This window comes from Psychrobacter sp. SC65A.3, assembly GCF_025642195.1.
Lineage (GTDB): Bacteria > Pseudomonadota > Gammaproteobacteria > Pseudomonadales > Moraxellaceae > Psychrobacter > Psychrobacter cryohalolentis.
Genome location: NZ_CP106752.1, coordinates 1,778,395 through 1,803,984, shown reverse-complemented (window position 1 = coordinate 1,803,984; position 25,590 = coordinate 1,778,395). Strand labels below are relative to the sequence as shown.

Sequence of the window (25,590 nt, the reverse complement as noted above, 5' to 3'; positions counted from 1 at the left end):
ATAAAAAAGCGTCTGTAATTATACAGGCGCTTTTTTATCATGGTTAATATGTTATTAACTTTAATAAGCATTTTTACGTTCTGACGTTAACCAGCGGAATAGCAACAGTAGAATAAAGTAAAAAATCCACAATCCTGCCAACGCATAAAATCCTGTCGCTACTTGCGCGATACTGGCGCCCATTTGGTTAAGCTGCACGGAAGTATTGATACCTGGTGTCGTTGGCAATAACCAACGAATAATTTGCAAGAATTCAGGAAGCTGATGGGCAGGCCACGGATAGCCGCTGACAAAAAACATCGGTAACGAGCTAAAAATTAAAATTTGCATACTACGCTCGCGCTGGCGAAACCAAAGTCCAAGCACGCAACCAAGTGTGGCGACTGTCGGACAAAATAGCAGCAAGAATAATAAACTGCCGAGCATGTTTTGCCCGCGCGGATAGTCATGAAGCTCAAATGCCCAGCCATAATAGAAACAGCCAATCACAAAGCTAAACATACTTAGCGCGGCAATCCGCCCAAGCCAGCCACGAATGTTAGTTCTATGGCGTCGTTGCTCATAGCAAGTGCCGATTAACATCGCTGTTGACATCAAAAGCGTTTGCTGCAAGATAAGAATAGACACCGCTGGCACGACGTAAGCGCCATAACCTTCCGTTTGATTATATAAAGGGATAATCTTTAACGGTACGGCTTGGGTTTTAGCAGAAGCAGTCGCTAAGTACGCCCCTTGTGCCACGTTTTTCTTTACCTCAATGCCAGCTGAGACGGTACTAACTGCTTGCAAAAATCCCATTTGTACGTTTTTATTTAATAAAAAATAGCCGCCATTACCAAGCACGCTGACGCTAGCGGCTTTGCCTGACAACACTTGCTGTTCAAGTCCGCTTGGAATAATCATGTAGCCTGCGATGTCATCCGCCCACATGGCATCGATGGCTTGCTGCTCATTTAAAAAGCGTTTTGTATCTAATTGCGGGCTGGCACTGGCATAACGAACGATGGTTTGCGATAAAGGACTATTGTCTTTATCAACAATGCCAACAGGTACGTGGTTGACCACTTCGGTAGAATACGGCCAAGGATAGAAGAAACCATAGATAATCGGTGCAATCATCAATAGTAACAGCACACCTTTATCAGAAAACACGTCTTTTATGGTTTGTAAAAAGCTGCCAAAGAAGCTTGGCGATGCCAGAATTTCCTCTGATACTACTATTTTAGTAGACGATTTATGATTTGAATTGGATGACATCAGCGTGCTCCCCAGCGTTCAGGATGCGCTAATGCGCGTTTGCTTAGTAAAGCCGTTAAAGATAGCGTAACGAGTGTTGCTAGTGTCAGCCCGTAAACAATCGGTAAGGATATGATGACAGGCGCTTGCATCTGTAACTGTGCAATATGCAGCTTAAGATAATGGGTAAGCGGCAGCACATCTGACCAATGCTGGGCATTCTTACTGATAGCGACGTAAGGAAATGTCACTCCAGCGAATGCATAAGAAGGTGCTGAGATAAAACCCGTCGCCGATAAACCCATACGCAATGAGAAGGAGCCTAAGGTAAATATAGCGCCAAGCCAGAAAGATAACATCATTAATAATACAAGGCTTATATAGGTTACCATGAGCGCGCTAATAGCAATCGATTGTTGCGGCGCTGCCAGCCATAAAGCCAATATCGACCAAATACTATAAGCCAGTAGCGGCCAAAAGTACTTGCCCAATAAACCAAATACCAATACCGGTATACTTACTTCTTCTGATGCTTGGTTTTGACTGGCTGAGACATTATCTAATGGACTAGGTTGGCTGTCATTATTAGGTTGATCATCTTTAGGTGGTAATGTTAAATAAACATGACTGCCATTAATAAAGTGATACCAGCGTCCGATTCGCTTGTCACGCAATTCACGGCCGATCGTCGTTGCGCCAATCACCATTGCCAAAATATGCAGCAGAGCAGGAATGACTGTCGATGCCAAAAATTGCTGATAATCAGTCGCAGCATTAAACAAGCTAATACGTTGAATGCTAATAGGAGAGTAGGCAATCGCAGCTTGTGATGGAGCCATCCCTTGCTTGACCAAGCGCTTCATCTCAACGCCTGCGGATAAGGTACCGATGACAGACTGTACGCTGGTTTGGATAATACCAGAGTGGGTGCCATATTGGGCATTGACTTGGAGTACGATAGGAGCAGGCTTACTTAATAAGATATTACGAGAAAAATCTTCAGGGATAATGACGACTGCATAGATATCACGCTGCAAGATAGCAGCTTTTGCCGCAGCAGGCGTATGATATAGCTGCTTTACCGTCAAATTAGGATTGGCTTCCAAATACCGTAATGCCGTATTGGCAACAGGCCCCCGATCATTATCAATCACGCCAATAGGCAAATCAGTGATTTGTATTTGTGAAAAAATCCACCAAATTAATAGCACAGTAGCCAGCGGTATCCAGAACACCATCGCCAAGTCCCACGGATTTTTTACCAAAAAACGTCGCTCGTAAGCTGCACTGCGTACAAAAGCATCCTTTAGCTTCGTCAGGCGCATAGCTTACTCTTGGTTCTGATTAACGAGGGCAGGATTGAGACGTACAACTACGCTCATACCTGAGCGAATACGTCTATCAGGGTTAGTGGGTCGGGCTTTTACTTCAAAGGTACGAACATCAAAACCATCATCATTATTAGTCGGTCGCCAAGTGGCAAAGTCAGACAAGGTTGAAGTAGCATAAACAGTGAATTGCTTGGTATAAGGCTTTTCAGGTGATGATAAAGCGGGAATAGTACCCATGAACCGCTGACCAATCGCAAACTGATTTAAGTAGGTTTCCGTGACATTTAAGACGACCCATTGATCATTGGTATTGACTAAGGTTAGCAGCGGCACACCTTGACCGATCACTTCACCTGCATTGACGATGACATTATCGACGACACCAGAGATTGGGCTTTTTAAGTTGGCTTCTTCTTTCGCTACCAATGCTTCTTCTAATTGCGCATCGACTTGCGCAACTTGTGCAGTCGCCGCTGACTTATCTTCACTACGTGCGCCTTCCATCGCTAACTCATATTGTAAGCGTGCCGCTTCGGTTTGATCTTGAGTTGCCAAATATTGTGCATAGGCTTCATCACGCTTTTGCCGCGCCATCAGTCCTTCTTCATACAGACGATTAACGCGCTGATAAGTGTTTTCTGCCAAGTCGGATGCCGCTTTATGAGCTTGCCACGCTGCTTTTGCTTGAGCGATTTCTTGCGGACGCGCCCCATTTTCTGCTTTATCTAGCTGGCTTTGTGCCATCTGTTTGCCAGCACGTGCCTGATTGATTTTTGCATTAATCTCAGGCGAATCCATCTCTATTAGCTGTTGACCGACCGTTACTGCATCACCTTCTGTGACTAATATTTTTGCAATACGTCCCGGTACTTTTGCCGCGATAGACGTTTGTTGCATTTGCATTTGCCCTTGGAGGGTAATAATTTGCGGCTCGCTATGCTGATTGCTCTTGTATAAACCATAAGCAATCACACCCAAAATAACTAAAATCACCAGCGCCGAAATCGCCCTTTTAATCTTTGTTGATTTATTATCTTTTGCTGACTGGCGCTTATAGCTTGGCACCGTTTGCTCCGGCTCAATGCTAGTATCAGTATTGGTGTCCCTATCGGCATCAGTGCTGTTATTCATATTAGTCTTAGACGCATCAGCATCATTTGCATCGACCGTAGAATCCATGTTCGTGGGTTCTGGATTATTGTTAGTATTGGTCGATCCAGTCGATGAGTTTAAGGCACCTAGTTTGCGCGAGTCGCCTGATTCGTTGGTAGATTCAGTCATGACAGTGAGATTCCTAAAGCAATAAAGTCGGTAATAAGCAAAATAAATCGTTTGTCGTCTGATATTGCGAAGACGATAAATGGGTGATTTTATTTGTCATATAAAGTGGGTAGCCGAATATCGGCGGCATTGAGATAGGCATTAAAGGCAAGGGGCGTACCGCAGCTTTGCATAAGAGCAGCAAGTGATTGAACATAGCTATAAGCTGCTTGCGCTTGCTCCGTACGTGCTTTTAACGACTGCGTTTGCGCTTGGGCAATCTCGACTGGCGTATTCAAACCCTCTTGTAGTCCAAGCCTGCGCAAACGCAAGACTTCTGCCGCAAGCTCTACATTGCTTTGTAGAGCTTGATAGCGTGATTGGGCGTTATTCACATCATGCCAGTTTTTTTCAACCAGTAATAATAGGTTGTCACTGACTTCAATCTCAGACAAGTCAGCTTGGCGTATCTTGGCATTACTTGATGCCAGAGACGCAGTTTTATCCAGACCGCCCCATAACTTCCAACTTGCTGAGACGCCAGCGACCCAGCTTGGGTCTTTTTCAATTTGCCCGTAGCCATACAGCATGACAGTCGGCTTGTAACCAGTATCCGATAGCGCATGTAGCTGCTGCGCCTGAGCACGTTTGGCGGCGACTTTTTGTAGACCTGGGTGATTGGTCAGTGCCAAATCTTGAAAGTAGCTGACATCAGGTAAGGGTCGGCTTGAGACAAACAAAGGTGTGCGAGGTTTAATGCGATACTCAGTGCGCAATAGACGCTGTAAAGCTATCATTGCAAGACGTGCATCATTATTGGCATTGACAGATTCACTTTTGGCATCAGCAAGTGCCGATTGCGCTTCTAAGCGATCAACTCGCGATATAAAACCTTCTTCAAAAAGCCGCTGCGCCATATGGTCAGTCTGCTGCAAGGTATCATAGGCATCGTCGCGTAAATAGGCGGCAATGATTGCCAATTGCGCTTTAAAATAACGCTCAATTAAAGTGTTATAAAGCTCGTTTTTGTCCAATATACTGTCAGCTACGGCTTCTTGAGTACGAGCATTGGACGCGCCTGTCAGAGCGGCAGTACGTCCAGCGGTATAAATAGGCCATACTACCCCAAGTCCTGCGCCCGCCGTAGAGCCTGAGCGTTTTAACTCGTAGTTATCTGGGATACGCTCACCAACCAATTCACCAAAATTTGGCAAATCTGGAATGGGCGGAATAATGTCACCAACCCCATTATTAATATCATTGACGATGCCGTTTTTTAGCGACGATAGATCAATGTCCGCATCCAAATTGTAGGTAGTGGCTGAAACACGGGCAAATACAAGTGGGTGGTCGATAGTTTTGAGGGCATCCGTTTGATACTCGCTGGCAGCAATAGCGGCCTGATTGGCAGCGATTTTTGGGGATACTTGCAACAAAATATTTTGCGCTTGCTCAAGACTTAACAAGCTAGACACTTCTAACGGATAGCTGTTCTCTATGCTTTTATGGGTAATAGGATCGATAAGCGTGCTTAGAGCTGCTTGACGTCCAGAGACCTCGCTTGTACTGTCGACACGTATCGTCGCTGATTTTACAGAAACTTCGTTTATAGAAGATTTCTTTGCAGAAGCTGCATGCTTAGAGGATACCGTTTTAGAGGTGATATTTTGATTGACCATATCAAGTGCACTTAATGCATTGTTTTGATTGTCGGCGTCGATAATCTGTGTCACATTGACAGCTATCATCTCATTTTGTGACTCATTCATATGCTCACTAGCGCGTGCAGAGGCAGTCGCCGCTATACTCATGAGCGTAATCGTCATCACGGCAGTGGACAGAGTCGATAGAGCAAATTTCATAGGTCACGTAAGCCATTAATTAGAATACAAGGTACAAGTTAAAAGGTGTCTAGAATCACACGCAATGTATAAACAGTATTAGTCATGCTGAGTACTGTTTATGCTAGAGATAATCTAAGCTAAATATTATGCAAAATGTGCTGCTAAATAGACTAAATTATCAAATATAATTCGATCTAAAATTTGTCATGGATGACAAAGCGTACACTGTAGTGCCACAATAGTGACGGGTCAATGCTCACTATTTGCTTATTCTGCATTGTATCAACAAAGGGTTTATGGTAACGCTTTTAACTATAATGAATAATAGCATCATTTAATAAACAGCTGATATAGGCTAGTAACTTGTTTTTCCTCTGATTTTCCTAATTGCATAGGTTTAAATTTTTTGTAAGTACTATCTATAAAATGGATAGCAGTATCTATACTGAATTTTAGATTTTATAAATTTATAGTTAATAAATAATAATATTAGACTCAAATAAGATAAGACAAGATGGGATGTGAGTAATGGCAGGATATATTTTAGCGTTAGATCAAGGGACAACGTCAAGTCGGACTATATTGTACGATGATCATGCGCGCCCAATCAAAATGGCACAGCAGCCAACGGTCTTAAAGACACCGCAAGCCGGTTTTGTTGAGCAAGATGCCCAGCAAATTTGGCAGACGCAAATCAGCTGCGCTCATGACGTCATCAATCAGGCAGGGCTACTCGCCACCGATGTTAGCAGTATCGCTATTACCAATCAGCGTGAATCTATTGTCATGTGGGATAAGCAAACAGGTAAGCCACTTGCCCCCGCTATTATTTGGCAAGACAGGCGTACAGCGAGCTACTGTGAAGCGCTTGCTGCTGAGAACCTAACCGCCACGCCGCAAAGGGGTACGGTTAGTAATAATAGCCAAGGTGATATGGCAAGCGAAGTGCAACGTATTACAGGTCTGCGTTTAGATCCATATTTCAGTGCCAGTAAAATCGCTTGGTTACTAGATCAAAATCCTAAATTAAGTGTACGCGCCAGCAAAGGTGAGATAGCAGTTGGCACCATAGACAGCTGGCTGATATATAAGCTCACAGGTGGTGAGCATGTCATCGATGTCACCAATGCTTCTCGTACCTTGCTATACGATATCCATAAGCTGGCATGGTCGGAGGAGTTGTGCGCCCGATTTGGCATACCCATGAATATTTTGCCCAAAGTTCTGCCATCCGATGGCGACTTTGGCAAAACCAAAAAGGGATTATTTGCCAAACAAATCCCAATTCATGCAGTATTGGGTGACCAGCAAGCAGCACTTTTTGGTCAAGGCTGTCTTGAGACGGGCATGGCTAAAAATACTTATGGCACTGGTTGTTTTATGCTAATGAATATCGGTCAAAAGCCGCTGCTTAGTGAACATAAGCTACTCACAACTATTGCATGGCAACGAAAATCTGCACCAACTCGCCCAGACAATCTCTCGTTCGAACAAATCGTCCAATCTGGCAGACGCATGCTACAGCCTCCAGGTAGAGAAGTAACTTATGCGTTAGAGGGCAGTGTTTTTATGGCGGGTGCAATTGTACAGTGGCTGCGTGACAACCTAGGTATGTTTCAAAAAAGCGGCGAGGTAGAAGACTTGGCTCGGCAAGTTGAGAGCAGTGAAGAGGTGGTTTTGCTGCCAGCATTTACAGGATTAGGTGCCCCTTATTGGCGCTCAGATATCAGTGCCAGTATTACTGGTATGAGTCGCGGTACGACCAAAGCCCATATTGCAAGGGCAGCACTCGAGGCGGTTGCTTATCAAACATACGATGTGCTCATTGCCATGCAAAAAGACAGCCCGCATCCACTCACTGAATTAAGGGTAGATGGAGGCGCGGCAAACAATGATTTGTTGATGCAGTTCCAAGCAGATTTATTGAATGTGCCTGTACTGCGTCCAAGAGACACAGAGATTACCGCAAAAGGAGCCGCTCTACTTGCTGGCTTAAAAACAGGTTTATATGATGATACAACGATGAAGGTCTCATGGCAGGTAGATCGAGTTTTTGAGCCTAGCATGTCTATAGATGTTCGTGAAAAGCATCTGTATAAATGGCAACAAGCTATCAGTAGAGCATTAATAGTGCCTTGATTACCATGATAGATAGTGTTTTGCTTATTACTTAATAGCCGTTTTACAATATTATGTAATCGACTCACCTAGAAACTACGTCAGATGACAAAGTTTTGGTACAGATACAGACTGTAACGCAATATCATCGTGATTTTGACACAGTTTACATATTCGACCTATCTGTCTTTGAACTCAGTTCCTATACTTTAGAAGATTTAATAAAACGCTTAATCTAGCTTATATTGCTATTAAGTAGATTGATGATAAATAGAATATATAACAAATCAATTAAGGAAGATATTATGAATAACGATGGCCGTATTACAGACCCGAATAACCATGTGGTTACTGATGACTATCTTGAAGTTGGTGATAGAGAGCGTATTATCGATGACAATGAGCGCCGATTGACTGGTAATGATCAGACAATCAACAATACTGTTATTAGACATGAAAATGACAACATTATAGAGGATCATGATGCGATTGATCGTACTGCTGTCAAGCATATGTCGAAAGAAGCAAGAAGTGATCTGAATGCTGATCCAATCACAGGGGAGCCAGGCTCACACCCTGTAGGTACAGGTATTGGTGGTATTGGCGGCGCAGCAGCAGGTGCTGCTATTGGCACGATGGCAGGCCCATTAGGCACGCTTATTGGTGGAGCAATTGGTGCAATTGTCGGTGGCGGTGCAGGTCATGCAGCAGCCGAAGCGATTGATCCAACGCGTGAAGAAGCATATTGGCGTGCAGAGTATGCCAATGCCGATTACTATCAAGAAGGTCATGATTTCGATCGTGATTTGCATCCAGCTTACGCGGTAGGCTATGCTAACCGTGCACGTTATCCCGCTGATGCCCGCTTTGAAGATCATGAGTCAGATTTAGAGCGCTCATGGAACAATGTGAAAGGTGAATCACGTATGGAATGGAATGAGGCACGTAGAGCATCTCGTGATGCATGGAACCGCATTTCTTAATGTATTTATGCTGATTTTAATAAGGTATTAAGTACTTAGGTTAGATAGTCTATAAAAGTAGTCAGCGAATAATATGCAAGTGCTGCTAATAGTATACTTGCTTCAAGTAACCAAACACGACTAAAGCTTACTGTCTTATTACTGGGTTTAGTTCGATTGTAGACATTTTTTGTTAACAGACGCAATAATTTGAATTTATGCTATTTTAAAGCCTCCAAAGATTTCTTTGGAGGCTTTTTTACTGTATATTACTATGTATGAATATATAATATGCTTTATTGTTAAAATTAGCCAATAAGTAATAATTAGAAACCTTATGTAAAAAAATTATAGAATAATAGGCAGTTTATGACCAATAATAATGAAAGTAATCATAAGCAATTTTATATAGCAACTGCCAACCTGCTCAATTTTGCCAATCCCAATCGTCTCTATTATCCAAACGCACCTGCATATACTAATCACGAATACGAACATAAGTTACGCGGTATCACAGATCTACTGTCAAAGGCACATGCTGATATCATTGCGGTCCAGGAAGTATGGGACAGTGAAGCGCTCGAAGCTTTAGCAGTATCATTGGGCTTTAAGCCTGAACATGTCGTTATTCCGCTGGCCAGTAATGACAGCGTAAATTCATATACGCAAGGTAAAGGGGCGCAAAATACGCCTGCTGTCGGTATCATTAGTCGGTTTGCGCACTTAGAAACCAGTTTGCTTGAAGAGATTGCCTCAAAAGCGGTCATTGATATCCCTGATGTTGGTCCTTATCATCGCTTTAATCGTCCGCCCCTGGTATTGCGCGTAGATGCATTTGGTCAGCCGATAACGATTATTACCGCTCATCTAAAAAGTAAACGTGCTTTTTTCTTACGTGATGAGGCTGGTAATTTGTTAGAAGATATGGATGATCCAAACATTCGTATTCGTGCCAAGTTGCGTAGTTTGTGTATGCGTGCGGCAGAAGCGGCTTCTATCCGGCTTTCTATCATAGATAGGTTACAGCATACTCGTGAGCCCTTGATTTTGCTTGGTGATATGAATGATGTGACTGAAAGCGTGACCACCCAGCTGATGACTGAGACTGGCGAGGTCAACTATGACAAGAGCATGCGAGACGTCGCGCTGTTTGATGCTGCTCGTATTCAAGCCCGTTATGGTTGGATGAAAGATGTAGCATACACGCATATCTATCAAGGTATGCCAGAAGTGATTGATCAGTTATTTGTCTCTGAAGAATTTCTACCTGATAGTAAGTTTTCGCTCGGTCAGGTTGAACGGGTTGACTACTTTAATGACCATTTAAAGTGGGATTATGCAGATAGAGTGATCGACCACGGTATTATAAGAGCGAAAATAAAGCTTCACAATTAACACTATTTAATAATTAATTACTGAATTTTTTTTAACCTATTCTTGTTCCTTGCTTGATAGTGTACAAGCGTTTATTATGCCTCTTCGTTGAGTATAGTAGCGGTGTTATCAATCCATATGTGATTGATAGAAATGGTGCTTTGATTTAGGGCGCATACTATCCGATGAACACTATATTTTTAAAGATATGACATAACATTAAGAGATTTATCATGAGTGAAAATAAAGACGACAAAATTGAAGATGTACTAGTAGATTCGGAGTTGGCAAAAAAGCTGGTGCCGAATAAGTTTAAGTTTACTAGCCAGCAAGGACGCGCCCGCCGTCAAAAATTGTTGATGGGTGCTAAAAAGTTGAGTGAAACTCAATCTATCAATGATATTACGCTTGCCGCTGTCTGCGAAGAAGCGGGTATTCCACGGGCGTCTGCTTATCATTTCTTCCCTAATATTGAAGCCATATTTTTGGCGCTGCGTTTTTTAAATGCTATTGATATTTTAGATGTATTGAGAACCGTTGAGACGGTTAAATATGATAGATGGCAAGGGTATCTTACAGCGCTGATTGATCGCTGTGTACAAATTTTTGATGAAGATCAAACCAAAGCCAAATTAATTTATGATACCAATACACCTGATTTTGAAGGCGACAGTTTTGGCGAGCATATGGATCACCAAGTAGTAAAATTGGTCTATGATCGTTTGGCTGAACGCTATGAAGTGCCTAAGTTTGAAGATATTCAAGATGTATTATTGATTACCTTTAGTATCGTGAATGCGATCTTTACTGTTTCTTATCGTCGTCATGAACGTATTACCGATAAGTATCTGCAAGAAGCTAATACGGCATCTATCGCTTATCTGCGTTGTTACTTGCCAGAGAAGCTACCGCGTAAAGACCGTTAGTCTGTCTATTAAGTTTTAAAGACAGACATTAAAAAAATCCGACATTTATATGTCGGATTTTTTTGCTAAATTTTTATGTATAAGCTTTATAAAATACTTATAGTGAATAAAATTCCTACATTTGATCAAGTGTCGGCAATACTTGTCCATTACAGCGATCACCACTTGCATCGAAAGGCGAGTATTGCTCATAATAACGTACGATAAGCCCTTCTAATGCCACGTTTTCTTTAGAATTGTGAGCATTAACAAAAGCCTCACGTGCCTGCTCAAGCCAGCGGTCAGCCATGCGAAATTGACTACCTGCCTGCCGTGAATTATGTTCACATTGGTCGGTCGCTGCCCAGATTAATGCCACTTCACTAAATGCTATTTCACGGGGAGCGCTTGCAATACCATCGCTGTCTTTGAGGGCGCTTAACGTTGCCCATAAATCAGGTCGCATTAGCGCTGATGAGGCAGATATATCTTGGATAAGAACAAGATCGTTTTCTGAGCCTTTTTTTAATGCTTGCAAAATAGCTTCTGCAGATTTTGCCGCTTCTAATCCAGCAGGTGAGCGACTATTCATGCTGTCTTTATGGATGGCATAGTTGAGCCAAGCTTGGGCTTTATAAGCAAAGTACTGTTGCTGCGCAGTTTTATCTTTTTGCTGATAATGCTGTAGTTCTGCTAGCATACAGCTCATCGCCCGTTGCTGCGTATTTTGGTTTTTATATGTCGCTTTTAAATCCTGACTCTGGCAGTAATCAGAGGTGTCTACAGTAGTGATATTCCCACTTTTTTGAAGAGTCGTAGCTGCGGTTGATACACATGAAGTCGTTGATAATAGCAAAACAGCTGAAAACGCAGCACATATTGGATTTTTATAAGTAGCTACTTTAATAGTAGAGTAAAGCATAACGCGAAAACCTTGTAGTAAGCTGATAAGTATCGGTGCTGGCAATTTTGAGACTGATTTTATCGCTTATCAAATGCTATAGTCAATTTACTTCAAAAATATAGTGCTATTGGAATAAGATTTTGAAGTCTTTATCTTCCTTTAGTGCATGTGAATAAGGAAAAACGATTCCAGAAAAACGTCATTCAAGATGGTGCCTTTTTAATTGACCGTCTTATAATGTAGAGGATACAGGTGCTGCACGTTTATTTTTACGTGGGTCTTCACGCTTAAATAGATCTTCATCAAACTTGAAGCGTAGTCTAAAGTAAGCGCCCTCGATGGTAGTATAGTCATAAGCGATGTCTTCATCTTCAAAGCCCATGAAGTTATAACCAAGCGATAACCATAAATTGTTCATTGGACTATAGCCAACTTCAGCGCCAACTAAATAGGCTAGGTCATTTGCTTGCTTATTCCAATAAGTACCTGCTTGTAAACCAATATCCCAGCGCTCGCTAATATCATATAAGCCACGGGCATACAAAGCATGAGCGGTATTGTCACTTGCGATACCTTGAGCATCGTATTCGGTATATTTACCTGCATAGTGACCTGATAATGTTAATGGTCGCGTTGGATGGTAGTTACCGCTCCATGACCAGACAATAGCATCCTTTTGATAAGGGTCATCACCAGTGGCATTATCATCTAAGCGATATTCAAGCTTGGCCAGCATATCAAGCTGATTGCTATCGTAGTCGCGATAGGCAGCACCAAGTTGAAAGCGATTGATAGTCCGATGACCATCGTCATAATCAACTTTTGAATAAATATCTTTGGCTAATAAAGTCACTTCATCGTTATAGCGATAGGCAACGCCAGCACTACCTAATAAGGTGTCACTGGTATCGCCCCAGCGTTTTTCTAGGCGCCCTGATGCTTTGTAATTTTCGTTAGCAAGGTATTCAACGCCAAAACCTGCTGCAGTTGAGGTACTGTCTTTCTCACCCTCTAAAGATTCGACACGCTCGAGTAAAGTATTAAGCGTCAAACCTTTTTGCACATACCATTTATTCTTTAGACCAATGGCAGCTTCCGCTTCGCGAGCACTGATGGCATCACGCATACGGTATTCACTATAAACCTTGCCATCTTTCATATAAGTGGCATCAAAGCCGACAACAGTGCGTTGACGCTCCTCAGAATCGTCTAAACCATAGCTGCCAGACAAGCTATTGATTAAATCATGGCGAGCATAAAGTCGACCTAAATTACCCAGTGCTGTTTCACCGCCGATAGAGGTTGCGTTACGTGAGCTGTGTTCAATATCTTGCTCATACTCAGCAAATACCAATGAGTTATTTAGCTTTGGCAAACGCGCGGTTAGACGGGCGCGGGCAGTGGTGCCTTCGATATCTTTTTCAGTGTTGCTGACGTTGCTTAGCGCAGATTGATTAATGATGTCATCATTTGCAAAAGTATCATTAGTAATATCCACCACATCTGTTGCTGCTTGGATATTACGTGAGGCTGCTGCTTCTTGTTTATAGTAGCGTACACCAATTTCACCAACGATATTTTTGCTTAAACGCTGTTCGATACTGGCCTGTACGCCTTCAGTACTTGCATCAGTAATATGATCTTCTGTGCGTACGCCTTCAAGTTTAAGCGCAGTCTTTTTCTCGTTTAAAGTGTGGATGATTTCGATGCCAGATTCGGTACGACCAGCAGTTTGTGGTGACGCGCCAGTGACAAAACCGATATCGGTATCGTTATGATAGGCTTTTGCACGGGTATGTTTTTTATTATCATAGTCAAGCTCGATACGTAGAGCGTCACCCTCAGCATTATCGCCTGTTAGTTTGTCCGCATTGATCTGATTGCTTGGCTCGAAATTTGGATTCTCAGCTTTGTTTTTGGCATATTCTGCGACCAGTTTTAGCTTGTCATTAAGTTTAACCACAGTATTAACGCTAGCAAGCTCTTCTTTATTAAGTGGATCATCACTATTAATATAGCTGCCACCGATGGCAATTTTATCAGTCAATTGTCGTTTAGCAGCGACGCCACCTACCCAATATTTCTCACCACCTTCATCAACTTCGACAGTAACGCGTAAGTAGATAGGGTTGCCATCGATATCTTGGCTAGCAATCGGTGATTTTAGATATAAGCTACGGCTAATAGGATCAATTTCATAATCAGCAAAGCGCGTCAAGGTCTCACGGCGCACAATACGTCCAGGATTATTAGCATCACGGGTGATTACTTCTATAGTTTCTGAATTTTCTAATACTGCATCAAAATCATTAGCAAGCGGGTAAGGACCTGAAATGCCCAAACCACGAGTTTCATTGACACGCTGTGAGGTGCTTGTTTCAGCGGCAAAAGCAGTAATACGCGTGTTGCTATCTTCAAACTGGGCTTTGACACCAGTCAGTGTACGATTGTATTGACCGAGCTTAATACCTTCATCGTTGTCAATTTGAGTCTTTAAGTCGCCATACATGGCAAATGAGCGACCTTTATCTAGACGTACATATAGCTTGCTCGTCGATTGCGCATCAAAACCTTTGGCTGATGAGTCGCCATAAACGGGATAGTATTCGCCCGGCTCGATATCACGGAACAGGCGTTCGCCTTTTTTGTCGCTGTCATAAGCAAGCGTTAATAGATAATCACCGCGTACTTTGCCTTTTAAGAACATTGCCGCACGACCCGTCGCTGAGTAATCATCGTTACCGGCTATTTCGCGTAATTCTTTTTCAAATGCACCTTGTGCGTTAGTGATATTACTACCATCAAAGTCTTTGAGCGCTATCGCGCCTTCAACGATACCAACAGCTATTAATGGACGCAATTGAGCCGTAAACTGTAGCGGAATTACTTGCTTAGTACTGCCTGTATCGATGATCATCTCACCTTTACCGGGTACGCTTGGCGCAGTCACGGAGATCAACAGCTCACCACCATTGACAGTAACTTGCGTGCCGGCTTGGTCTTTACTGCTGTCTGCCAAGTTGATACGGCCAATATTGGTATCAAGCGTAAGCGAAGTAGAGCCAATATAGGGACGGTTGTCACGATCTTTTAAGCTAATAACGACTTGATATTCGCTGACGCCATCAGCAGGCACTAGCTGTTCTTGAGTACGATAATTAATAGCTTGCAAGCTATCAGGAGTTAAGACTTTAATCGTTTGCTCAGAGATTATTTTGTTATTCACGTCGGTTGCGACACCGCGTAAAGTATTAGTGCCACGCTTTAAATCGACTGCGTAATAATCAAATGCAGTAACATTTTGCTTTTCTTGTTCAGCGGTTTTACCTATTTGCTGTTCTGATACCGCTTTACCATTGGCATATAAAGTAAATATCGACCCGAGTGGTGCTTGTACCTGTACCATTTGCTTATAAGTAGTGAGCTGTTGACCTTCATCTAAATTAATAAAGGCGACGTTATTGTTAGCCACTTCTTTCAAGTATTCTTCTAACTCTTTTTCTACTGGCGGCGTTACCGTGGTGACGGCCATATCGATACGATTGGCTGCTGGATTGACTATTTCATTTACGATGGCTGAGTCGCATTGAATGCCTATATCTAATGAGTCATTAGATTTGCAGCCGCTGGCATTGATATTGTCTTTATTGTCACGGTTATAGTCAGGATCTAAAGTTAGCTCGCTTTTAACCGCTTGCTCTAAGCGATCGTTTTTGGCACCGATACTTTTGCTACGCGCTACAAGCTCTGCGTTTAAGCGTTCAGTACTATCCGCCATACCGCCAACGATACCGAAATCGGCACGATGCAGCTCGCCATATTTTAGGTCAACGAAACGGCTACCGGCATCACCAGCATTACGGTTGCTTTGGGTAACCAGTTCTGTGGCGTTTGGAATAGTCGTGCGGTCAACTTTTAGGACGTGGGTTTTAGCACTAATACCATAAAAGTTATATTTACCTTCAGGATCAGTGACAACAAAGTTGCCGTTTTCCATATAGAGTCGCACGCCAGCAACACCAAGCTCACCATCTTGTTTTTGTTGGATGCCATCGCGGTTGATATCGTGGTAGACCTTACCAACGATGATACCGTCAGTGTTCATGACGCCACGACCAACTTCGATTTTCCACTGTGCTTCTCTTGAGCCGACGCTTTGACCTTGGTCGTTATTAGCGACAGCAGTTGCACGGTTGATACCATCACCGCCTAATGATGAGGCACCAATCAACACGCGATAGGTAATCTTCTTACTTTCGCCAATTGCCATATTACCTAAATTTAATACCTGATATTTACCGTCTGCCTTGAACTCAGTGGTCTGTGCTTGATTGATATCAAGGTTAGTGGTTGGGCTAACACGCACACTGCTCTCGACGTAATCAAAACCACGTGGTAGAGCATCTTTTAGCTGTACATCGTAAGCAGTCGATTTGCCGCTGTTAGTGACATTGATGGTATAGCTGACATAATCACCGAGTTCCGCACTTTTGACATCGCTTTCTTTGGTGACAACCAAACTTGCACTCTCATCGATGATATTGATTTGCGTATTTAGATCATCGATACGGACGGTAAAGTCGCTATCTGTTGGTAGCTGATCAGCACCCGTGCCGACAGAAGGATCAATACAAGCGTCTAAACTGGCGGTCAAGGTATCGTTTACCAATGTCTGAATAAATTTATCATTGATAGCATTGGCATTATTTTGGGTCGGTGCAGACAGACGATATTTGCCTGTATTATTACCAGTCTCGATGCCTTTAAGAGAGTAGATGTCACCTGTCATCGGAGACTTAACCGTGATCCATACTTGATCTGGCTTATCAGATTGCACGTTACATTGAGCATAGCTTGCGTCAATATAAACGTTTTCATTGATTTGTGAAGTGGCCTTGGCTCCATTAAACTGAGGCGTGGTAAATTTGATGTTAGGCTCGATGATAACCAGTCTGTCTATGGCGTCAACTGCCGCGACTGATGGATCTTCTAATACAACCGCACCGATTTTTACATCAGCAGTATCACCATCGCTACCATTGATATCTGATAAAGCTTGCACGATAAGCTGAATGCTTTCACTCTGACCAAGCTTGATTTGAGTACTCAAGTTGTCCAGCATTATTTGTCTATCTGCTGAATCAACTTGGCCGTTTTTATTCAGGTCTTGATAGACTTTTAAGTTAGAGATGGTTGGTGATATTGCAAACGTTAGCTCAACTGTTTGATCACTGTAGCTTGTGTTGCTCAGTACATTGGTCCAGCTGACCTCTGTATTTGGCATGACAGTGCGCAGAGGCTGTTGATTCAAGCTGATGCCGTATTCAGGAAGTGTAGAAGCTTTAACTTGCACTTGGTTTGAAGCCGTGCTTATAGATACATCATTTTCGTTATCAACACTATAGCTGGCTTGAGCTGTGTTATTGATTAACTGTACCAGTACATCTGGCGCAGCAAAAACCATATTTGATTGCATAAGCAACATAGCAAGCGTCAGCGCAGAAACCTTAGCTGTACCTGATGTGAAGCATTTAGACGTATTGATTACACTGGAGGTCATAATAAGTCGCTTATCCAATAAAATATAAAGTGGCAATAGGGTGGAGCGTCTCTAGCTTGACTACTTAAAAGCAGGTAGTTCAAGCTAAAGATTTAATTTATAAGTATCATGAGACACTTATAAATCTATATAGAAAATTAACGAGCGTTTTTGATCTTAATTCTAAAGGTCAAGGTGCCAACGCCCTCAGGAACTAAGGTATAGTTGCTACCAAGAACTGCAGTACTACTAGTACTAGCTGTACCTGCAGTAGAGTTAGCAGTAGCAGAAGTAGCAGGTGAACCAGCTATCAAGTCTGCACCATCTGAGAAGTTAGATAACAAATCCGAGATGGTTAAGGCGGTAAGGTTAAAACCTAATGCCGCTGAAGACGTATTAGTTGCCTGAATACGATAGATGACACACTGATCAGGGGTTGCATTAATAGCAGTTTGAACAAACGCCCCTGCAGCAACCGTACCTGAACAAGTCGCATCTAAGGCTTGAGCCTTCACTAAAGCTAAGCCTCTAACATTAGTCGTATCGGTCACTGAAGTAGCAGCAGGTGGATTAGTACCAGCTGGGGTCAAAGTTACGATAGTCGTTTCAGTGCTACCAACAGCTGCCGCATCATCAGTAGTTGCAGGAGTAGTGACATTGCCTGAAGACACTTTGTAGTTAATCGCTAGTACGCCACCAGGTGCGATACCATTTGGAAATTGAGCTGTTGGCAGTGTAGTGCTATTAAGAGTGTACGTATTACCACCAGCAACAGTAGGTTGCAGCGTTATAGTAACTGTAGCTCCACCATTAGGCGGTGTATAAGTAACACTGATAGGACCAGTAACCGGTCTAACAGCATCATTGTTACCACCATCGGCAATAGTGAAGGTCAATGGATTAGTATTGGTACCTTCATTATCTTGACCGTTGTTAGTAATAGTATTCGTCTGTGTGACTTGACCATCAGTACCTGAGGCAGGGGCAATCTCTCTAGTCGATTGCGAACCCAATACAACCGCTCGTCTAGTGAAGTTAGTTACACCAGCGCTATCTACACCAGCGCCATTCGCTTGATCAGCAGCAGGAGGAACTCTAGTAACATCTAGATTGTTATTTGTACTATCTAAAATGTCATAGTCAGTACCAAGTATAGGAGCAGCAATTAACGGACTAACCGCACCGACGAACTTATCGTAGACTTCTACATTGTTAGTTACTGAACTATTAGCAGCTGTATATTGAGTTTTATCAACATTAACCGTAAAAGTAATCGTGCGACTTGCGCCAACAGCTAAGTTCGCTACGGCAACATTAATAGCTTGTCGAGTACCAACAGTAGAAATCGTAGCGGTACCAGCACCACCAGTTACCGTCACATCTGATGCTGTGCCGCTAGGCAAACTTAGACCTGCAGGAAGGACATCTCTGATAACAATATCAGTCGCATCAGCACTATAGCTAGTAGTCGGGTTAGTCACTACAATACTATAAGTAATCTGTGGGGTAGCTGCTGTCAGATCGACAGTACTCGTCGCTGCTTTTGCAATTTTAAAGGTAGGCAATCTTACAATAGTTTGGTTTTCGTTAACCAATGTCGCATTAGCTGGAGCATTATTTGTGAAGAAAGTACTCGTCGCAGTTAATGTGCCCACGCCTTTGTCATTACCATTACGAGCGGCGGGCGTAGCTGCCTCGTAGCTTAGATTAGCTCTAGTACCTGGCTGTAGTTTAATAGTACCACCATTAGCTATGGTACCTGTCTGTGCTTGACCATTCAATGCAGTCACTTGAGCAGGAGTTAAAGCAGTACCGTTTGCTTGTACAATAGTAAACGTAACAGGCGCAGTACCTAAAGCATAGTCTGGTGTTCCAGGAATAGTTACTAGTGGTGAGTCATTACCTGTGGTATTAACGGTATAAGTATCCGTCACATTACCCGTGTTGGTTAAATTATGAGTAAAGGTAGTCGTACCACCTGGCGTAGCAGTCTGATTGATAGCAGTATCGTCACCAATGCTACCATCATCAACAGTCGATACCAATGCAAAGTTAGCCGTTTCGCTAACGTTTACAGTCACTGTATTAGAAGTCACGTTTGGCTGAGCAATACCAGCAACGCTATAGTTTGCGGTTGCGACGTTATTGATGGCAGCAGCACCTGCACTAACACCACCAGTAGTATTAGGAGTAGCTGCATTAGCACCACTAGAGATACCCATAGCAGCAACAACACCGACAGCTAATAAGGTATAGTTAAAAGGGTTTGATTTCATGTATGACTCCAAAAGTAAGGTTTAAAGGTAAATCGGTTAGTAATGGGGCAATAAAAAGTGGCAAGTCTTTGTTACATCAGTCCACAATGGTGTTAAGTGAGACGGCAGCTGATTTCTGTGCGGGTAATAGCTTAATATTCCAACGCAGGGTACGGTATTCAGAAAACGGAATCTTGACCATCTTGCCATTGACTTTGCGCATCAGTGGCATGTCCATATAGTTCTTGCCATCGATGCTGGCCTGGGCACTGGCAGGGCTTGCCTCACCAGTAAATGTCATATTGGCAGGGATAGGCAGGACCACTGCTAAGTCTTGAATATCTTTATTGATGATATTGCTATAGGTGGCTTTATACTGAATAACAGTACCTGCTGGGGCAGTACGAACGGGCACATAGCTGGTTTTGCCCGCAGCGTTTTTAATGACTTGATTGGCGGTTAGATCCATTTTCAACGCATCATCGGCATGAGCGGTATTTAACAAACATACTGACGCTAAGCTAGCTAGTAATGTGTTGCGTAAAACATTAAAACCTTTCATATAGTATTCCTTGTTTACACTATTGCTATTAATGAGACTTAAATGTCATCTTATATGATTCAAAAATCGTAATCAGTAATCTATAAAAGCTTAGGTGATGTCAGATTTTTTATTAAAGCTATTGTCACAAACTAAATACAAAATTTCACTATAAATAAGACAAACGGCATTTTGAAGTGACTAAACGGTAGAAGCCCCATCTTTCAAGATAGGGCTTTTGTTGAAAAAGGCAGAATTTTCCGTATTGGGAATAATGCAAGAAAAAACGATGACTAAGGATTTCCGTTCGTTGTGCCGTACTTAGTATTAAAATAGAAGTCACGGCTTGTTCTTTGGTTTAAAGGAAAGGGGTTAGTTTTGACTAGACCGTTTTGACCAATAGGAACGCTATCAGAAGCATAATCAGTTGTACTAGCTACTGGATTAGCTAATATTGATGTGACCAAAGCACCATTTTGTCCTCTCTCTTGCAATCTATCTTGCACGACAGAATTGGTGATAGGTGTATTTGCACGATTGGTTGCTGTTATTCTATAGGCGATACACTGTCCAGGTACAATATTGCCGTTAATACCTTCTGTACTAAAGCCCGTTCTAGGATCGGAAGTAGTGGTGATACTATTGTAATTCAGCCCAGTAGAACAATCATTTACAAACTGAAACTTTCTAAGGACTAATGCTGCGTTTTCTGGGATGACTCTACCGAAATTCCTACTGGGATAATTATAAGTCGTAGTTGCAAATCCAGTATTGATATTGTCACTAGTGGTTCGAACAGGATAAGTAGTTCCTGTTCTACTCTCTATCAAGCATATACTTCTATTGGTACCAAACGTTGAGAGAGGTACGCTGAACTGATACTGACCAATGGTGGCACCCGTACCTGAGGGCTGCGTGGCATAGATGGTAGATGTATTTGAACAACTCACTAGTCTGACCGTACTCCCTGCAATACCGCTTTCAGGAGGCGTATTGAATACCCCATTGAAATAATTGGCGTTGTTGTAAGTACCAGTCGTAAAGTTAGGTTGATTAGCATTGGCTTGAGGAAGGGTTATACCACCATTGTCGTCAAATACTGTACCTGAGAAAATATACTGGGGGACGTAACAGTAGTTGTCTACTCGAATATCAATCTCTTGATTAGTCGCAGTTGGAAGAAAGCCCGTATTTGTATAACGAATTTTTACTGAAGTCACTGGTTGAGAAAACTGGATAGATCCTTGGCATTGGGTACCTAGATCTTTAGCTGGACAGTTAGGATCATTAACAGATCTAGTATATAAACCCTGTAGATTCTGATCGAAAATTATATTTGATCCCACTATCGGTTGAAAAGCTCCAGTAATAGTAGCGCCTGCTTCATTGACGCCTGTAATTTGAACAAGGTCATCAAAAGTATTGCCGTTGCTATTGGCGTAATCAATGTCAAATGCACTTAAAGCTACGTTAGTAAGAAAAATTGGCTGAGACGTTATGCTATTACGAAAATCAAGATTTATGTCTGTAAAAGCAGTGTTATTGGGAAATGTCCGTCTAACGTTAATAGCATTGAGACCACCTGCAGTAATGACGCCGAAGTTACTAAGTTGTGTATTAGTACTAGATTCAACCGTATTCATCCTGATCTGTAAAGGAATACTGCCTGCTGCATTGCCTGCAACCGTGACGTAATTATTGGTATTGACCGCAGATACCAAACTAGAGTAGTCAGCATTAGTCAAGCTGCTTTGAGAGAAGTTGGCAGGACAAGTAGCACCTGGATTAGTAGCAAGTGCAAATGATGAATTGCTGATCGCAAGAAAAATCATCGCTGTCATCAACGCCAATATTCGATATAGATATGTACCAAATAATTGTGAAGCTATTGCATTTACGAAGCGCTGAGTCTGATACATATTGCTATCCCTATAAACTGATATTCACTAACAATCATTTATGTAAATACGCACGATAAACATAATAAAAAATCTGTGAGTATTACGTAATTCATCATATTAAGCAATAATTTTGTAAATTTCCTAAAAAACGGATGAATGGCAGATTTAATATGACCAAATACATATATTTCTGTTAAATATTATATTTACCACTGATTACAAAGAATCTCCCAACAAACCTCCCAAATATCTCAAAAAACATAATCACTATTTATTTTAAAAATACTTGTCATATTGGCATTTCTTTATAGCTATAAACAATACGTGAATAAACCCCTATAATAGAGCGTCAATATCATTTGATGATGAAAGTCGCATATCGGCTGTCGTTTACTTTTACTACGATGTCTGTTTGAACCCCATGCCAAGCTACAGTTGCTGATTATTAGCACTGGTCTGTAATAGCCAAGACATATAATGGAATGACGAGATGCAGCAAGGAAGGCATTAGGTAAATCGTTTGCTTACGAAAATATGTATAACTCTGTGATTTAATAATACCCTGCCACCGTGTAGGGATGACTGATAAAAAAGGATTAGAAAAGATGAATTATTACAAGGATGCTGATAGCAGCGAAACGCAGGAATGGCTGCAAGCTTTTGAGTCTGTGATTAAGCATGCCGATAAAGATCGTGCGCAGTTCTTATTAAAAGCCTTATATAATATGGGGGTACAAGAAGGCCTGCCCTTTAACCGTTTAGATACGGCCTATATCAATACTATCGCCGTTGAAGATGAGCCGATGTACCCAGGTGACTTGACGATCGAGCGCAAGATTCGCGCCTTGATTCGCTACAATGCCTTGGCAATGGTGATGCGCGCCAATAAAAACGATGACGATTTGGGCGGTCATTTAGCCTCATTTGCTTCTAGTGCGACGCTATATGAAACTGGTTTTAACCATTTCTTCCGTGCTGCCAGCGATCATTTCGGCGGCGATATGATTTATTATCAAGGTCATTCAGCGCCAGGTATGTATGCACGTTCTTATCTAGAAGGTCGCTTGACTGAAGATCAGTTGGATAATTTCCGCCGTGAAGTCGGTGGTAAAGGGTTATCAAGCTATCCGCATCCTTATTTGATGCCGGACTATTGGCAGTTCCCAACGGTTTCGATGGGCTTAGGTCCTATCATGTCGATCTACCATGCCCATGTACATCGCTATATGGAAAACCGCAAACTGCTAGAGTCAGAAGGTCGTAAGATTTGGGCGTTCTTAGGTGATGGTGAAACAGATGAGCCAGAAAGCTTAGGTGCTATCTCTCTTGCTGGTCGTGAAAAGCTGGATAACCTGATTTGGGTCGTTAACTGTAACCTGCAGCGCCTCGATGGTCCTGTTCGTGGTAATGGTAAAATTATTCAAGAACTTGAATCCGTATTCCGCGGTGCTGGCTGGCGTGTGATTAAAGTGGTTTGGGGCGGTAATTGGGACAGTCTGCTTGCTAATGATGATACTGGTGTCCTTAAACACCGTATGGAAGAGACAGTCGACGGTGAGTATCAGCTATATGAAGCGCGCGATGCCAAATTTACCCGTGAGCATTTCTTTAATAAGTATCCTGAATTAAAAGAGATGGCAGATGCCTTAACGGATGAAGATATTTCACGTCTGAACCGTGGTGGTCATGATCCGATGAAGGTTTATGCCGCGTTTAGTGAAGCCATGAAAACCAAAGGTCAGCCGACGGTTATTTTAGTGAAGACCGTCAAAGGCTATGGTCTATCCACCACCCAAGCGGTTAACAAATCGCATCAAGTCAAGAAGCTTGATCAAGAAGCATTGGTGTACTTCCGTGACCGTTTTGATTTGCCATTTACCGATGAGCAGTTAGAGACGCTACCGTTCTATCGTCCAGCTGAAGATTCAGCAGAGATGAAGTATCTAAAAGGTCGCCGTGAAGCCTTGGGTGGCCATTTGCCAAATCGCCGTAGTGGTCATATTCCTTTGAATATCCCTGATTTATCTATCTTTGATCGTGTTTTAAAAGGTAGTAACGGTAAAGAGCAATCAACCACCATGGTGTTTGTGCGTCTATTATCAGCAATGCTAAAGAACAAAGACATCCAAGATCGCGTTGTACCTATCGTACCTGATGAAGCGCGTACCTTTGGTTTAGAAGGTATGTTCCGTCAATTGGGTATTTACTCTGCCGTTGGTCAAAAGTATACACCTGAAGACAGTGAAGCCTTGATGGGTTATAAAGAAGCCATCGATGGTCATATGTTAGAAGAAGGTATCAACGAAGCGGGTGCAATGAGTGCGTGGATTGCGCTGGCAACCAGTTATTCAGTGAATGCGCTACCGATGATTCCGATGTACATCTACTACTCTATGTTCGGTTTCCAACGCATTGGTGATTTGGCTTGGGCGGCTGGTGATTGTCAAGCACAGGGTTTCTTACTTGGTGCTACAGCAGGTCGCACGACGTTAAATGGTGAAGGCTTGCAACATCAAGATGGTCATTCGCAAATTTTATTCAACGTCGTTCCTAACTGTGTGAGCTATGATCCGTGCTTTGGTTATGAATTAGCAGTCATTATGCATGACGGTCTACGCCGCATGTATGCTGAAGGTGAGCGTATTTATTACTATCTCACCGTGATGAATGAGAACTATGAGCAACCTGCAATGCCAGAAGGTGTTGAAGAAGGCATCAAGCGTGGTATGTATCTGTTAGAAGATAATGGTTCTGCGCAAGTTCAGTTATTAGGTTCTGGTGTTATTTTACGTGAAGTGCAAAAAGCGGCACGTATTTTAAAAGATGAGTTTAATATCACATCGAACGTCTGGAGTGTGACCAGCTTTAATGAGTTGACACGTGATGGTATGGCGTGTGATGACTATAATCGTCTACATCCAATGGATGAAGAGCGCGTGCCATGGATTACTGAACAGCTTGCACCGCACGAAGGTGTGGTCGTTGCCGCAACGGATTATATGCGCAACTATTCAGAACAGATCCGTGCTTGGTTGCCAGATAGCCGTCCATACACCACACTAGGTACTGATGGTTATGGTCGCTCCGATACCCGCGAAAATCTCCGTAGCTTCTTTAACGTTGATGCCGCCCATATTGTTGTCGCTACTCTAAAACGCTTGGCTGATGAAGGCGAAGTAGAAATGCGTTTGGTTAAAGACGCGATCTCTAGCTTGAATATCGATATCGATCATCCGCCTGCATGGCAGCAACAGCCATATTATGACTATTCTCCAGACGCTCCAGCACCTGGCAACATCAATCCGATTCCTGTACCTGAGTTTGTCGCTGAAGATGATGATGAAATCAGCAGTGAAGGTCGCGCCGAAGATCAAGCCGATGCAACCTTACTTAATGATGATGATGTCGAAGAAAAATAAC

General features: G+C 42.6%; 14 protein-coding genes. 5 read left to right on the top strand and 9 right to left on the bottom strand.

All coding sequences use genetic code 11. The features are described 5' to 3' along the window. Positions 1-60: 60 nt before the first annotated feature. The 4 genes from OEG80_RS07570 to OEG80_RS07555 all read right to left on the bottom strand — a co-directional run bounded on the left by OEG80_RS07570 (position 61) and on the right by OEG80_RS07555 (position 5,689). Positions 61-1,257 (bottom strand): ABC transporter permease, encoded by a 1,197-nt coding sequence (locus OEG80_RS07570; RefSeq protein WP_263240153.1) that lies wholly within the window; start codon positions 1,255-1,257, stop codon positions 61-63. Then, positions 1,257-2,561, bottom strand: coding sequence for an ABC transporter permease (locus tag OEG80_RS07565; RefSeq protein ID WP_263240151.1), 1,305 nt, complete (start codon positions 2,559-2,561; stop codon positions 1,257-1,259). The genes OEG80_RS07570 and OEG80_RS07565 overlap by 1 nt, the downstream gene beginning before the upstream one ends. A 3-nt stretch (positions 2,562-2,564) precedes the next feature. Beyond that, positions 2,565-3,848, bottom strand: coding sequence for an HlyD family secretion protein (locus tag OEG80_RS07560; RefSeq protein ID WP_263240149.1), 1,284 nt, complete (start codon positions 3,846-3,848; stop codon positions 2,565-2,567). 89 nt (positions 3,849-3,937) lie between these two features. Then, positions 3,938-5,689 carry a TolC family protein gene (locus OEG80_RS07555; RefSeq protein ID WP_263240148.1) on the bottom strand — a complete coding sequence of 584 codons (1,752 nt, stop codon included), beginning with the start codon at positions 5,687-5,689 and terminating at the stop codon, positions 3,938-3,940. A gap of 510 nt (positions 5,690-6,199) precedes the next feature. Between OEG80_RS07555 and glpK the strand changes: the two genes are divergently transcribed. The 4 genes from glpK to OEG80_RS07535 all read left to right on the top strand — a co-directional run bounded on the left by glpK (position 6,200) and on the right by OEG80_RS07535 (position 11,051). Then, the gene (glpK, locus tag OEG80_RS07550) at positions 6,200-7,810 is read left to right on the top strand and encodes a glycerol kinase GlpK (RefSeq protein ID WP_263240146.1); all 1,611 of its coding nucleotides are present in this window, start codon (positions 6,200-6,202) and stop codon (positions 7,808-7,810) included. A gap of 491 nt (positions 7,811-8,301) precedes the next feature. Continuing rightward, positions 8,302-8,772, top strand: coding sequence for a hypothetical protein (locus tag OEG80_RS07545; protein WP_226939380.1), 471 nt, complete (start codon positions 8,302-8,304; stop codon positions 8,770-8,772). A 348-nt stretch (positions 8,773-9,120) separates the two neighbouring features. Continuing rightward, on the top strand, positions 9,121-10,146 hold the full coding sequence (locus OEG80_RS07540) for an endonuclease/exonuclease/phosphatase family protein (protein ID WP_149408583.1): 1,026 nt from the start codon (positions 9,121-9,123) through the stop codon (positions 10,144-10,146). Positions 10,147-10,358: 212 nt separating this feature from the next. Continuing rightward, complete coding sequence (locus OEG80_RS07535; RefSeq protein ID WP_011513381.1) at positions 10,359-11,051, top strand: TetR/AcrR family transcriptional regulator; 693 nt, start codon at positions 10,359-10,361, stop codon at positions 11,049-11,051. 115 nt (positions 11,052-11,166) lie between these two features. Here OEG80_RS07535 and OEG80_RS07530 read toward each other — a convergent pair whose 3' ends face one another. The 5 genes from OEG80_RS07530 to OEG80_RS07510 all read right to left on the bottom strand — a co-directional run bounded on the left by OEG80_RS07530 (position 11,167) and on the right by OEG80_RS07510 (position 22,188). Further along, the gene (locus tag OEG80_RS07530) at positions 11,167-11,952 is read right to left on the bottom strand and encodes a hypothetical protein (protein ID WP_263240144.1); all 786 of its coding nucleotides are present in this window, start codon (positions 11,950-11,952) and stop codon (positions 11,167-11,169) included. Between the two features lie 214 nt (positions 11,953-12,166). Beyond that, positions 12,167-17,494 carry a hypothetical protein gene (locus OEG80_RS07525; RefSeq protein WP_263240143.1) on the bottom strand — a complete coding sequence of 1,776 codons (5,328 nt, stop codon included), beginning with the start codon at positions 17,492-17,494 and terminating at the stop codon, positions 12,167-12,169. Positions 17,495-17,631: 137 nt separating this feature from the next. Beyond that, complete coding sequence (locus OEG80_RS07520; RefSeq protein ID WP_263240141.1) at positions 17,632-19,749, bottom strand: beta strand repeat-containing protein; 2,118 nt, start codon at positions 19,747-19,749, stop codon at positions 17,632-17,634. Between the two features lie 76 nt (positions 19,750-19,825). Further along, the gene (locus OEG80_RS07515; protein ID WP_263240139.1) at positions 19,826-20,290 is read right to left on the bottom strand and encodes a hypothetical protein; all 465 of its coding nucleotides are present in this window, start codon (positions 20,288-20,290) and stop codon (positions 19,826-19,828) included. 272 nt (positions 20,291-20,562) lie between these two features. Beyond that, complete coding sequence (locus tag OEG80_RS07510; protein WP_263240138.1) at positions 20,563-22,188, bottom strand: hypothetical protein; 1,626 nt, start codon at positions 22,186-22,188, stop codon at positions 20,563-20,565. A 587-nt stretch (positions 22,189-22,775) separates the two neighbouring features. Between OEG80_RS07510 and aceE the strand changes: the two genes are divergently transcribed. After that, positions 22,776-25,589: a pyruvate dehydrogenase (acetyl-transferring), homodimeric type gene (aceE, locus tag OEG80_RS07505; protein ID WP_263240136.1), complete on the top strand. Its 2,814-nt coding sequence runs from the start codon at positions 22,776-22,778 to the stop codon at positions 25,587-25,589. Position 25,590 lies beyond the last annotated feature (1 nt).

Coding starts and splice junctions, on each gene's coding strand:
- OEG80_RS07570 (WP_263240153.1), bottom strand. CDS start 1,257: ATGTCATCCAATTCAAATCATAAATCGTCTACTAAAATAGTAGTATCA.
- OEG80_RS07565 (WP_263240151.1), bottom strand. CDS start 2,561: ATGCGCCTGACGAAGCTAAAGGATGCTTTTGTACGCAGTGCAGCTTAC.
- OEG80_RS07560 (WP_263240149.1), bottom strand. CDS start 3,848: ATGACTGAATCTACCAACGAATCAGGCGACTCGCGCAAACTAGGTGCC.
- OEG80_RS07555 (WP_263240148.1), bottom strand. CDS start 5,689: ATGAAATTTGCTCTATCGACTCTGTCCACTGCCGTGATGACGATTACG.
- glpK (WP_263240146.1), top strand. CDS start 6,200: ATGGCAGGATATATTTTAGCGTTAGATCAAGGGACAACGTCAAGTCGG.
- OEG80_RS07545 (WP_226939380.1), top strand. CDS start 8,302: ATGTCGAAAGAAGCAAGAAGTGATCTGAATGCTGATCCAATCACAGGG.
- OEG80_RS07540 (WP_149408583.1), top strand. CDS start 9,121: ATGACCAATAATAATGAAAGTAATCATAAGCAATTTTATATAGCAACT.
- OEG80_RS07535 (WP_011513381.1), top strand. CDS start 10,359: ATGAGTGAAAATAAAGACGACAAAATTGAAGATGTACTAGTAGATTCG.
- OEG80_RS07530 (WP_263240144.1), bottom strand. CDS start 11,952: ATGCTTTACTCTACTATTAAAGTAGCTACTTATAAAAATCCAATATGT.
- OEG80_RS07525 (WP_263240143.1), bottom strand. CDS start 17,494: ATGACCTCCAGTGTAATCAATACGTCTAAATGCTTCACATCAGGTACA.
- OEG80_RS07520 (WP_263240141.1), bottom strand. CDS start 19,749: ATGAAATCAAACCCTTTTAACTATACCTTATTAGCTGTCGGTGTTGTT.
- OEG80_RS07515 (WP_263240139.1), bottom strand. CDS start 20,290: ATGAAAGGTTTTAATGTTTTACGCAACACATTACTAGCTAGCTTAGCG.
- OEG80_RS07510 (WP_263240138.1), bottom strand. CDS start 22,188: ATGTATCAGACTCAGCGCTTCGTAAATGCAATAGCTTCACAATTATTT.
- aceE (WP_263240136.1), top strand. CDS start 22,776: ATGAATTATTACAAGGATGCTGATAGCAGCGAAACGCAGGAATGGCTG.